Origin of the sequence: Colwellia psychrerythraea (assembly GCF_000764185.1) — a bacterium.
Classification (GTDB): Bacteria; Pseudomonadota; Gammaproteobacteria; order Enterobacterales; family Alteromonadaceae; genus Colwellia; species Colwellia psychrerythraea_B.
In genome coordinates this window covers 50,098-62,755 of the sequence record NZ_JQEC01000042.1, presented here as the reverse complement: position 1 = coordinate 62,755, position 12,658 = coordinate 50,098, and the positions used below count along the sequence as shown (strand labels likewise).

The window sequence follows — 12,658 nt, the reverse complement described above, 5'->3', positions numbered from 1 at the left end:
TAACCTGCTTGCATTTGAGGAAAACGTTATGCTTTTTACTGGTTCACTAATCACTGATTGCCCAATAAGACAAAAAATTCGTGAATTCTATCGTATTGACGAGAATGTTGCTGTTGACCATATCTTACCTGAAGCGGAAGTAAACGTTAGTGCACGAAGTCGTGCTTGGGAACGTGCCCGTAAAATGGTCTTACAAATACGTCAAGATCAAGAAGGTAATGGCGCTATTGATGCACTGCTAAATGAATATTCACTTTCTTCAGAAGAAGGAGTGGTATTAATGTGTTTAGCCGAAGCATTATTACGTGTACCAGACAAGCACACCCAAGATGAGCTTATTCGTGACAAAATCTCCCAAGGACAATGGAGTTCTCATTTAGGTGCCAGCGACTCTATATTTGTGAACGCCTCGTCATGGGGTCTATTGCTGACTGGCTCTATGGTTGATTACGCCGATAAACGTAAAAAAGATCATTTTGGTTTATTGAAAAAAACCATCGGCCGTTTAGGTGAGCCGGTTATTCGTAAATCAATGAACTATGCCATGAAAATCATGGGCAAGCAGTTTGTTATGGGCGAAACCATTAAAGCGGCGACCGTACGTGCGGCGACCAAAGAGCAACAAGGTTATGTATATTCATACGATATGCTGGGTGAAGGCGCACGCACCATGCCAGATGCAAATAAGTATCTGGTAGCCTATCAAGATGCTATTACCGCTATCGGTGAAGTTGCCGTAGCATCAGGTAAGAACGATCCACGTAAAGTGCCGGGTATTTCCATTAAATTATCTGCTATTCATCCTCGTTATGAGTTTTCTCATCAAGGTCGGATAATGGAAGAATTGGTGCCTAAGTTAAAAGCACTTTGTTTACAAGCTAAGCAGTACAACATAGGTTTGACCGTTGATGCTGAAGAATCTGAACGTTTAGAACTATCATTAGATGTAATTGAGGCGGTATTTAGTGATAGCGACCTTGGTGATTGGCAAGGATTTGGTTTAGCGCTACAAGCTTATCAAAAACGTGCGATTTTTGTTGTTGATTGGATACGTGACTTAACATTACGTACAAACAGAAAAATGATGGTGCGTTTAGTAAAAGGTGCTTATTGGGATACTGAGATTAAAAATTCTCAAAAAGATGGCTTAAGTCATTTCCCAGTTTTTACTCGTAAGTCATCTACCGATGTTTCATATCATGCTTGTGCAAACAAACTACTTGAATATCGCGATAGTATTTATCCACAGTTCGCAACTCATAATGCATACACAGCAGCAACTATTGTTGAATTAGCCGGTGATGATAAAGCAGGCTTTGAATTCCAATGTTTACATGGCATGGGTGATTCTTTGTATGATCAAATTGTTAAAGATGAAGCCATTCAATGTCGAATTTATGCGCCAGTTGGGCAACATGAAGACTTACTAGCCTATTTGGTTCGTCGTTTATTAGAAAATGGCGCTAACTCTTCATTTGTTAATGCCATTGTTGATGAAAGCCAACCGGTTGAATCATTATTAGAAGATCCGGTAGAAAAAACTCAGCGCTTAAAAGTTAAATATAATAATCAAATAACTATGCCAATTGATCTTTATCGTGGTGAAGAGAAAGGTGAATCTGAAAAAGGACGTGATAATTCAAAAGGTTTAGATTTAACTGACATTAATGACATAACACCACTAAAAGCTTCGTTAGATACTTGGTTTGTTGCGCATTTACTAAACAAAAATGAATTACCAGAAGGCGCTAATGCGGTAATGAACCCCGCTAATCGCAGTGAAATTATTGGCTTCCATAAACATGCTAGTAAAGATGATATGTTGGCGATGATTGATAAGGCTGAAACAGCTTTTGCTACTTGGTCGAAAACACCCGTTGTTGAACGTGCTGAGTTACTTTGTCGCATCGGTGATATTTTAGAGCGTCATATGGATGAGCTTATCGCTTTGTGTATCAAAGAAGCGGGTAAAGTTGCTCAAGATGGTATTGATGAAGTGCGTGAAGCCGTTGATTTTTGTCGTTACTACGCAGCCCGGGCAATTGAGTTAAGTGATGATGACAGATTAGAAGCTCGTGGTGTGGTGTTATGTATTAGCCCATGGAACTTCCCACTGGCTATTTTCTTAGGACAGGTTGCTGCAGCAATTGCCACCGGTAATACAGTATTGGCCAAACCCGCAGAGCAAACTGGTTTAATTGCGCTACGTACAATTGAATTAATGAAATCTGTTGGTTTACCTGAAAACGTAGTACAAGCTGTGATTGCACGTGGTAGTGCGGTAGGTAATACCATTATTCCAGATAGCCGTGTGCAAACGGTAATGTTCACCGGTTCAACAGAGACAGGTACACATATCTCACAAACGTTAGCTGAACGTGGTGGTGATCAAGTACCACTGATTGCTGAAACTGGTGGTCAAAATTGTATGATAGTTGACTCGACTGCTCTGCCTGAGCAAGTGGTTGACGATGTTATATCTTCGGGTTTCCAAAGTGCGGGTCAACGTTGTTCTGCGCTGCGGGTATTATTTTTACAAGAAGATATTGCTGATCAAGTTATTGTTATGCTGCAAGGTGCCTTAGCTGAATTACATATTGGTAATCCAGCTAAATTAAGCACCGATGTGGGTCCGGTTATCGATCAAAAAGCACTTGATGCCTTAAATGCTCATGCTGATTATATGAAGTCACACGGTAAATTATTATATCAATGTGAATTTTCAGATGAAGTAGTTGATGAAGATGGTCACTTCTTCTTTGCACCACGCTTATATGAAATTGATGACATTAGTGTGTTGACCAAAGAAGTCTTTGGTCCTTGTGTACATATTGTGCGCTTTAAAGGTGAAGAAATCGAAAGTGTTGTTGATAAAATAAATGGCACAGGTTTTGGCTTAACTATGGGTATTCATACGCGTATAGAGCACAGAGCTATTGATTTAGCCAAACTATCACGCGCAGGTAACATATACATCAACCGTAATATGATTGGCGCTATTGTTGGTGTACAGCCTTTTGGTGGCCGTGGTCTTTCAGGCACAGGTCCTAAAGCAGGTGGTCCAAACTACTTAACTCGTTTAGTTAAAGAAAAAGCGACTCCAGCTCCTGAGAAATTCAACTTTCCTGAAGAGAGAGTTACAGTTCTGTCGGGGGATGCAGCGCAAAGCCATGAAGCAACACGTTTAATGGATAAGGCAAGCTGGGCAGAAAAAGAGTGGCGCTCAGCAGAGTTGAATACACGTATTTCATGTGTTCGCCAATTACTTGCTAAGATAGCTCATGTAGAAATTGTTGATGATTTGGCCGATGATTTAAACCATACCTTAGCAGCGGCACGCTCGCAGCTTATTAGTATTGAAAAGCGTTTGAAAAAACCAAAACAATTGCCAGGACCAACGGGTGAGTCGAATATAATATACCTAGAAAACCGTGGCAATATTATTTGTTATGCAGATAAAAATGTTAGTTTTCATTTTTGGGTACAATCAATTGTTACTGCTTTGGCGACAGGTAACACAGTAATCACAGTTGTTTCAGATTTATTCTACCAAGAAGCTTTGGCATTTAGAGATAAATTCATTGCTACTGGCGCAAACAAAGATGTATTCCAAGTGGCTAAATTATGTCACCTAGAAGCCATGTTAGCTCATCCTGCATTATCAGGTGTGGTTGTTGATAGTGGATGTGAGAGCAAACATTATGTTAGTGAAAAACTAGCTCAACGTGTTGGCGCTATTTTACCGGTAATAAGCTCTGAATATTTTGATAACTTGATTCAGCGATTAGTTACTGAAAAAACTATTAGTATAGATACCACTGCCTCTGGCGGTAACACCTCATTAATGACTATGGTTGAAGAAGACTAGCCTTAAATCTAACCTTTTTGTGAGATTTAAAATAAAACGCGAATTTTTACTATTGAGTAAAGTTCGCGTTTTTTTAACTTCTTTTGCTAATGTTACTATGGCAATATTGCTGAACCCCCCTATTAAGTAGTGCTGATATGAATAATAACAAAACAAAGCCCTTAGATCGTATTGATCTCGTTATTTTATCTACTCTACAAGGCGATGGTAGAATATCAAATGTTGATCTCGCACAAAAGGTTAACTTAAGTGCAAGCCCTTGCTTGGATAGAGTAAGGCGCTTAGAAAAAGACGGTTATATAAAGCGCTATGGTGCCTTTTTAAATGCCAGTAAGCTAAATCTTGGTATGACTGCTTTTGTACAGGTGACCTTGAATAGAACAACGTCGGATACATTTAAGTTGTTTAAAAAGGAAGTGGTTAATATAAAGGAAGTGGTTGAGTGTAACTTAATCGCTGGTGGTTATGATTATTTGTTAAAAATACGTTTTGCTAATATGGAAAGTTATCGTTTGGTATTAGAAAAAATTGGTGCCCTGCCTGCAATTGCACAGACGAGTACTTACATGGTCACTGAAAATATTAAGGAAGACAGCGGTGTGCCGTTAGATTAATGACATTTAAGCGTTATTTGTTGAATGTTGAATGTTATATTTAACTCTGCTTGTTCAATTAGTCATTAATACTAGTCACCCATCGAGGGACTCAGCTGAAGAAATCAACATTGTTAACTGGCTTAAGTTTTGCTATATATTTAAGGGACTTATATTTAGGTGAATTTCATTTAAGCGCTTATTAAAAGGATAACTATGAACGCACATGATTATGCATTGCAAGCTAATGGCTCGTTTGCCTTACCAGACGCCTGTTTTAAAGTTAAGGCGTTAATGGCAAATGAAAACTCTGAGATTTCAGATTTTGCTGATGTGATTGGTATTGACCCATCAATGACTTCGCGTTTGTTGCAAATAGCTAACAGTGCCATTTATAGTTTTCCTGGCGAAATTAGTACCATCTCACGTGCGATTACTATCATAGGCACACAGGCCATTTATAACATGATGTTGGTTGATGTTGCGGCTTCTGCTTTTAAACATTTTGAAAACCAAGCCATCGACTTAAAGCGCTTTTGGCGTATGAGTGTATTTTGTGGTTTAGCTTCTAAAAATCTGGCTATTAGTGCAGGCATTCGAGACATTGAACGGTTATTCATTGCTGGCTTATTACAGAACTTTGGTGAATTGCTTGTGGCGAAAATAAACCCTGAACTTGCGCAGCGTTGTGAGCAGTACGATAAAAACCAGCTGCCTTGGCAATTACAAGAACAGGCTTTAGGTTATACCTACACAGATATTTCAGCTGATTTATTGAAAATTTGGCAAATTCCAGAAAAAATAATTTTACCGATTCGACATTTTAACGCGGCATCTTCTATTGAAATTAACAAGGATATTAAAATTCTAAATTTAGCTTCACGGTTGGCACTTATTGATAGCGACAGCGAAGAGTTCTCATATGAAGATGTTATTGATGAATCTTTATGCCGGCCATTGGGTTTATCATCTGATGATCTAGTGCAAGCCGCTGATTTTGCTAGTACAGAGGCGACATCTATATTGTCGATTATGAACCCTAAACTATTTTCTAAATAAATCCCCCGTTATTCATAAACGTTTTGCCTTGATAGTCGAATAATTGAAAGATTGATAACATATATCGCTATTTAATCCGGTGTGTTCCATTGTTAAGTGATATTAACGTATTGTTTTTCTTAGGTATAAGTTGATTGTTATCCAGAGGCCAGGTTAAATAACTCAGCTTTCATTAGTGCTAACATAATGGGCGCTAATGATATTTTCTTTCTAAAATCACAAAGTTGAATCAACCGTTTTTAATGGAATATCAACTTTAAATATTGTTTGATATGCTTGATTAAAATCAGCTAAATCAGCTTTATCTAGATATCGTGTATGGGCCTGATAAAAATCATAGCTTCGATATAACTTTTGTAATGCATTATTAATATCTTTAATGATCTCTTGTCCTATGCTGTCTTTACTACAAGCAACATAACCGACGATATAATCGGGAGAACCTGCGATTTCTAATGACTTTAACGCTACGTCTGTTGGTATTATATTTAATGCTTGATTAACGCTAATGGGATAATCAATGATGTAGTCGATGCGATTTTTTGACAGCATTTTAACGAGTGACGTGGTGGACTCACCGCCACTTCTTATTATTAGATTGTGTTTTTCTAATGACGAGATTTGCGCATCTAAGAAAATACCCAATGAACGACCATCATCAATGCCTAAGGTGGAAGTTGATTTACCGGTAAATAATGAGGCGATTGATATTAACTGCTGCTCATTATTAATAGCACCTGATATTAATGCTTTAAGTGTTGTGTCTGCTCGATAATACAAACGTAAATTCAGGGCAATATTAAGCGGTAAACTATAGGTATTCTCTTTTAAGCGTTCAGGGGTTTTCACTCTATTGGGCGCGCAGCTGTTGGGCAGCTTTTTTAATAAACGCCCTATGCTTGGGCTGTGAGCAAATTCAATGTTGAATTGGTATTGGGGTAAGGCTGCCATTAATAAACGTGTGGTGTCCGTTACTGTTGATATAGCAACAGACATGGGTTTGATTAATTCAACAGCATCTTTTTCATTATTACTGAACCAGTGGATTTTATTTTGTGCATCGCTATTAGCGCAATAGCCACAAAGATATATAAAAGTGATAAAAATTATCGGTTTTTTCATCAAGAAACTGACCTATAACTGCAGTTAACGTATGGGCTATTTTCTAAAAGAGCATACTTTAACTGTATAAAAATCAAAAAATGAGCTGTTTTACTTGCGTCCGTAATCAAGAGTATACACAGTACCACTTTACTACCTTTTTGGTAAAAGCAAAGCTTGGTTAAAAACAAGACAAAGTAAGAAAAGCTTGTTAGCATCATTAGTTAAATTATATCAGAACTCTCCATAATAATTATAAAAAAGGATAAATATGTCGGCTTCAAGAGAGCACTTTAGCTCACGAATTGGCTTTATATTAGCCGCTGCAGGCTCAGCTGTAGGCATTGGTAATTTAGTTGGCTTTCCGGTTAATGCCGCTAAGAATGGTGGTGGTGCCTTTTTGTTAATGTATGCACTGTTTGTTTTTTTAATTTGTTTACCTGTAATGATCGCTGAAATGGCCGTTGGCCGTAATACCGCTAAAGAGCCGGTAGGTGCATTTAAAAAACTAAGCCAAGGCAATAAAATTTGGGGTGCTGCGGGCTTTCTAGGTGTGTTAACTCCTTTTATGATTGCTGTATTTTATATGGTTATCACAGTGTGGATATTTGGTTATATAACGTTAACAGTAACCGGCAATTTAGATTACCTAGCCAGTGGTGCTGGCTTTGGCGAGTTTATTAACAGCCCATATTTGTACCTTGCACTAGTGGTTGTCGCAGGTATTGTTAGTTTTATTTTGGCGGCAGGGGTAAAAGACGGTATTGAAAAAGCTGCTAAAATATTGATGCCGGCTCTGTTGGTTATGCTTATTATCATGGTTGCTTTTGTATTAACTCTCGATAATGCTATGGCCGGAGTGACTTTTTTCTTAGTGCCCGATATTACAAAAATAACGCCAAGCGTTGTAAATGGTGCTTTATCACAAGCATTTTTTTCATTGTCTTTAGGTATGGGGATTTTATTAACCTATGGTTCGTATATTGACAAGCAAACTAATATTCCCAATTCAGCAAAATTAGTTGCGATAACTGATACTAGTGTAGCGTTTATTGCGGGTTTGATGATTTTGCCGGCGGTATTTTCATTTAATCCTGAAATTAACCCTGCTGAGCTAAGTGACAGCTCAGTATCATTAATTTTTACTTTTTTGCCTAAAATATTTTTAGCGCTGCAAACCTCATTAGGTTATGTTGGTGCTAGTGCCGTAGCCGCTTTCTTTTTCTTATTGGTATTCTTTGCCGCAATTACATCATTGGTTTCTATTATAGAAGTGCCAGTCTCATATTTAGTTACCGAGAAAAAACAAAGCCGTAAAAAAGCGTTAGGTTATTTAACCGTTACGGCTGGTATCTTAACTTTATTTGCTATGGCGTCTTTTGGTATGGTGTCATTTTTTACTGAGTTTACCTCATATGCTGGCGGCACAAAGTCATTTTTTGATATTGTTTATGATGTTTTCTACGATACTATTTTACCGCTTAATGGCTTTTTAGTGTGTGTGTTTGTTAGTTATCGTTGGAAGAAGAAACAATTGTCAGAAGAGCTTAGTATTGGCAATGAAAACTATAAGGGATCTTGGGTGGAAAAATATATTAACTTCTCACTTGGTACTTTTATTCCTGCCATTGTTTTACTTATTTTTATTAATACTGTGGCAACTAAGTTTTTTGCAGTAAGCCTGTTTGGTTTTTAGTTAAGCGTTTTAGAAAATTTAAAAGCGCTAACTTATTTAAACGCTCAGTAGTAACATTGCCGCCATTTCTTTATGCGAAATGATATCAATGATATTATTGGGCGTTTTTTATTAACCCGCAAATTACCTCGCCATGATTGAACATATTACCAGTACAGATTTCACCGATGCCCAACGACTATTTCACGGGCGTGGGCACGTTTATCCTAATTTAAGCCACGTAAATGTTGACTGGTTGTCGCCGGTTATTCTCATCACCTTATATCAAGCTGTGGATAGTAAGTGGCTAGCGGAACAAGCGAGTGCATTAAAAGCTTTGATTCAAAACTGCCGCTCTGTGCAAGTACAGCATAGATACGAAAAGTTTTCACCGACTGAGTTATTATTAGGAGAGCCGATAAGTAATACTATAGTCAGTGAGCAGGGACTAAATTACCATATTGAATTTGGCAAGGCGCAAAATAGTGGTTTATTTTTAGATATGAGTAATGGCAGGGCTTGGTTAAAAGAACGTTCCACAGATAAGAATGTATTGAATTTATTTGCCTATACCTGCGCTTTTTCTCTAGCCGCCATAGCGGGTGGTGCTAGCAAGGCTGTGAATATTGATTTAAGTAAATCATCGTTAAGTAAGGGAAGGGAGAACCACCAACTTAATCAGCTGGCGAAAAAACAAGGTAAAAAAATTGTTTTTGAAGGGGTTGATATTTTTAAATCAAATAGTCGTATTAAAAAATATGGCCCGTACGATATCTTAGTTTGCGATCCGCCGTCATTCCAAAAAGGAAGTGTTAATATCGAGCGTGATTACGCTAAAATAATTCGCCGTATTCCACAGTGGATGAATGCTGGCGCTACATTGATGTTATGTTTAAACTCTCCTGACTTAGATGAACACTTTTTAAAAGCGGAAGTCGCGCGAGAGTGTCCTGATTGTAAATTTGAGCGACGTCTTGAAAACCCTGAAGTGTTTAAAGAAGCACATTCAGGTAAAGGCCTTAAAGTTTTGATCTTTACATATCAGCCAAACTAACTACATGGCTCGTTTGAGCATCTTCTGGTTCAATTACTTTTATACGCCAAAAACGGGCAAACCTAGGGATACCTGCTTGGGTTAGCCCATTGTATTTAAAGGTAATGGTTGAGCCAATTTTTGGCGGATTGCTACGTTGTAAATCAGTAAAGCCTGAGCCTATCTTAAAAGTCACCCCATTTTCAGTTTCTACTTCAATGGCACCAAGTTTACCTTGATACTTACCTTTGCCCTTGGTATGAGCAATAACAATAGCCTCTGCATATTGATGTTTTTTAAATTTCATTAAGGCTGAATTTCGGCCAGTTTTATAGTGTGCACTGGCAAGGTGTAACATAAGTCCTTCTCCCTTGGTCGTGATAACATCATTCAATTTTTTCTCAACAGTATCCATGCTTTTAAATTGAATTTGGCTGATCATGGCTAAATAGGGCGATGGTACTTGCGTTAACAAGGAGCGCATTTTTTTTACTCTGCTGGTAAAATCTCCTTGGTATGTAGGCAAGTCAAACATCATAAAGCGGATGTTTCTCCAGCAGCTAGTCATTTGATTTTCATCTGCTTGGTGTTTGCTAATACATGACATTAAGGGTTGGAATTGACCTCGTGCTAGCCACAATTCACCATCCATAGGGGCGCTAGGCCAGTACAAAGTAAACCATTTAGGGCTATTAATTAAATTACCTTGGCGAGTGATTAAGTTTTTTCCATTCCAATATCCACGGATACCATCGAGTTTTTCAGAAACAAAATACTGGCTGATATCTGTGACTTTACGATAGCTAATGCCGTGTTGCAGTTTAGGTTTAGTTGGTTTACTACTTTGTTGATTGTCTTGCCGGTATTGTTGTGCGGCTTGGGGGTCTGTGCATAGTAAACTCAGCATAAATAAAGTAGGTAAAAGATACTCTCTCATCACTAACATCCTTGTAAGGTGATCTTGGTAAAAAATAAAGTCTAGTCTATATTTGAGAAATGAATACCTTAATGATAAAGGTATTTTGTTGAGATTTTTGGTGAAGTTAACAGGATTAACTCGGCTAGCAAGGATTGCTATGATGAAATATTTGTCTTTTTCTATTCTGATTTATGCCGCTATCGCGATGTTTCTTTTAACATTAAGTACCGTCACTTTAGCTAAAAAAAGGTGTAAACCTTTTCTCGAAAAATTGCATAAGGTTCAGACTATGCAACGTAAAGGTTATTCCTTAAAAAAAGGGCAATCTTTACGTGTAAAAGAAGATAAAGCGAGGAATAAGTGGTGGCAATGTGAGCGCAGTTCTTTGGCGTCTTTTAAGGCTAAGTACGGCAAAAAAAAGAAAAAAGCAAAGAAAAAATCAACTAAAAAAAATCTGAGCAAAAGCACCACTAAGCTCTCAAAGAACAGTAAATATGTTCTGAAACCACAACAGAAAATAACAACATTTAATCAAGGTAGTGCGATTGTTATTAAGTCTAAATTTCAAGGCGAAAAGAGACAGGCTTGGCTGCAGTTTTATCAGCAACCAATCAAGTGCCAACGGCCCAAAAATATTAAAGTTTTTGCTTATTGCAGTGAAGAAAAATTACAGCAACAAGCTTTATTTCAACAAGGATACAGCGGGTGATGCTTAGCCTAGCCTTGGTAGCTTGCTTTACTTTCATGGTATTGATTAACCATGGCATCGATAACTTCTTGCTCATATGGGCGAAGGCCACTTAAGAGCATATGTTTCTTACCATGACCAATTACTTCACCGTTTGATAATAAATCAAACTCAAGCCAAGCATCGCCACGCTTGCCTTCAATAGTCAGACTCGTTTGTGAAAGTTTCAGTGTGACTGATTTAGCATCTAAGGTATGTAAGTCGATAGACATTGATTGGTACATTACCATAGGGCGCGAAGGGTTGATCATGACATTGTTTTCAGACATTAATTTAACTAAAATATCAGGAAAAGTATGTCCAGAAAAATCTACATAGGCTTTAGTTAGCGCATTGATGAGTTCAGGATTATGTGTTGATTCGCCGCTTGCACTAACGCTTAAGCAGGTTTTATCTTTATCATCTTTAATATCGTATTGCTTATCAATTTTCTGAGGGAAAGTGAGACTTACATTGTCGTTAACCATGCCTGAAAAATCGAAGGTCATTTTTTTATGAAGCCCTGATTTAGCAATAATGATTGAAAAAAGTAAATCACCAGGTACACAGAAGCGTTTCGCATCAATATTGTGCAACGGGTTAAAATCATCTGCAACTTGCTTAGCAAAGTCGCTACCTTGTTGGCGGGTAAAGCTGATTTTATCAGCGCTAATAGCGCAGTAATTCTCAATAAACATTTCTTTAATAGACATCAGTACAACTTAATTTTTGATTAAAACGTATTCGATCGCAGCATTCTAACAGTACTTTAGTGTTAAATCGAAAAAAGTTGTATATATCTAACTGAGCAGACCAGCTACTTTGGCTTATATTTACTGACCAGCAGTTCTTTCTTATTTTTGCTGAGGTGGCGTATTTTATACTCTTTTTTACAAGCTGAACTTTTATTGTCAGCCTGCTCAAGGTAAGCCAAGTTTACTGGTCGTCTCGCTCGGGTATATTTTGCGCCAAGTTTACTGTTATTATGTTCGTCAACTCGTCGATGAATATCTGTGGTAACACCTGCATATAAGCTATTATCATTACAGCGTAGTAAATAAACCCACCAAGTAGCTGTCTTGTTATGTTCTGTCATGCTCTTTTTTTTCATATAACACAATAATTAGTATCGAAGAAAGTTAAGTCAATAATGGTAAATAAAAGTGCTTGAGATATCAAATAATGTCAGCTTAGCTGATTGGGAAATAGAGTTAAGTGCAATACGGTCTATGGGTAATGGGGGTCAACGGGTCAATAAAGTAGCGACTGCTATTCACTTACGTTTTGATATTAAGCGTTCTTCATTACCTTCAGTATATAAGGAGCGCTTACTTGCTTGTAAAGATAGTCGTGTCACCAAAGACGGTGTTGTTGTTATTAAGGCACAGAGTTTTCGTACCCAAGAAATGAATAAAGAAGATGCGTTAGCTCGACTGAAAGCCTTTATTCAATCGGTAATGGTAGTACAAAAAAGTCGTCGTGCGACAAAACCGACCAAAGGCTCTGTGCAAAGACGCTTAACGGGCAAGGCAAATCGTAAAGGTGTTAAACAAACCCGAAAAAAAGTGCAGTTTTAGCGCAATTATCACCTTTATTTCCATCTTGTAATTGCAGATAAATATTTAAATTCTAAACAAGTTAAAGTCCTTTAACAAAACAGCAAACTAAATACCTAGTACATTA

Annotated in this window: 11 protein-coding genes; 7 read left to right on the top strand and 4 right to left on the bottom strand. The window is 37.7% G+C overall.

What is annotated here, in order from left to right; translation table 11 throughout:
- The first annotated feature begins 28 nt into the window (after positions 1-28).
- The 3 genes from putA (at position 29) to GAB14E_RS08220 (ending at position 5,520) form a co-directional block, all read left to right on the top strand.
- Positions 29-3,868 carry a bifunctional proline dehydrogenase/L-glutamate gamma-semialdehyde dehydrogenase PutA gene (gene putA / locus GAB14E_RS08210; RefSeq protein ID WP_033083145.1) on the top strand — a complete coding sequence of 1,280 codons (3,840 nt, stop codon included), beginning with the start codon at positions 29-31 and terminating at the stop codon, positions 3,866-3,868.
- A 137-nt stretch (positions 3,869-4,005) separates the two neighbouring features.
- Complete coding sequence (locus tag GAB14E_RS08215; protein ID WP_033083041.1) at positions 4,006-4,482, top strand: Lrp/AsnC family transcriptional regulator; 477 nt, start codon at positions 4,006-4,008, stop codon at positions 4,480-4,482.
- 195 nt (positions 4,483-4,677) lie between these two features.
- Entirely contained in the window at positions 4,678-5,520 is an 843-nt protein-coding gene (locus GAB14E_RS08220; protein ID WP_033083040.1) for an HDOD domain-containing protein, read from the top strand.
- Between the two features lie 216 nt (positions 5,521-5,736).
- Here the strand turns inward: GAB14E_RS08220 and GAB14E_RS08225 are convergent, their stop codons facing one another.
- A complete protein-coding gene (locus GAB14E_RS08225; RefSeq protein ID WP_033083039.1) occupies positions 5,737-6,642 on the bottom strand; it encodes a hypothetical protein in 906 nt (301 codons plus the stop codon).
- Positions 6,643-6,892: 250 nt separating this feature from the next.
- Between GAB14E_RS08225 and GAB14E_RS08230 the strand changes: the two genes are divergently transcribed.
- A complete protein-coding gene (locus GAB14E_RS08230) occupies positions 6,893-8,317 on the top strand; it encodes a sodium-dependent transporter (RefSeq protein WP_033083038.1) in 1,425 nt (474 codons plus the stop codon).
- 133 nt (positions 8,318-8,450) lie between these two features.
- A complete protein-coding gene (locus tag GAB14E_RS08235; RefSeq protein ID WP_033083037.1) occupies positions 8,451-9,350 on the top strand; it encodes a class I SAM-dependent methyltransferase in 900 nt (299 codons plus the stop codon).
- Here the strand turns inward: GAB14E_RS08235 and GAB14E_RS08240 are convergent.
- A complete protein-coding gene (locus GAB14E_RS08240) occupies positions 9,331-10,266 on the bottom strand; it encodes a DNA ligase (protein ID WP_052093788.1) in 936 nt (311 codons plus the stop codon). The genes GAB14E_RS08235 and GAB14E_RS08240 overlap by 20 nt on opposite strands.
- A 139-nt stretch (positions 10,267-10,405) precedes the next feature.
- Here GAB14E_RS08240 and GAB14E_RS08245 point away from each other — a divergent pair, with 139 nt between their 5' ends.
- Entirely contained in the window at positions 10,406-10,957 is a 552-nt protein-coding gene (locus GAB14E_RS08245; RefSeq protein WP_231562066.1) for a hypothetical protein, read from the top strand.
- Positions 10,958-10,965: 8 nt separating this feature from the next.
- Here GAB14E_RS08245 and GAB14E_RS08250 read toward each other — a convergent pair whose 3' ends face one another.
- Together GAB14E_RS08250 and GAB14E_RS08255 are read right to left on the bottom strand one after the other, a co-directional pair.
- Positions 10,966-11,688 carry a DUF3581 family protein gene (locus GAB14E_RS08250; protein WP_081967843.1) on the bottom strand — a complete coding sequence of 241 codons (723 nt, stop codon included), beginning with the start codon at positions 11,686-11,688 and terminating at the stop codon, positions 10,966-10,968.
- A 104-nt stretch (positions 11,689-11,792) separates the two neighbouring features.
- Complete coding sequence (locus tag GAB14E_RS08255; protein WP_033083035.1) at positions 11,793-12,071, bottom strand: GIY-YIG nuclease family protein; 279 nt, start codon at positions 12,069-12,071, stop codon at positions 11,793-11,795.
- Between the two features lie 67 nt (positions 12,072-12,138).
- Here GAB14E_RS08255 and arfB point away from each other — a divergent pair, with 67 nt between their 5' ends.
- A complete protein-coding gene (arfB, locus tag GAB14E_RS08260; protein ID WP_033083034.1) occupies positions 12,139-12,552 on the top strand; it encodes an alternative ribosome rescue aminoacyl-tRNA hydrolase ArfB in 414 nt (137 codons plus the stop codon).
- Positions 12,553-12,658: the final 106 nt, after the last annotated feature.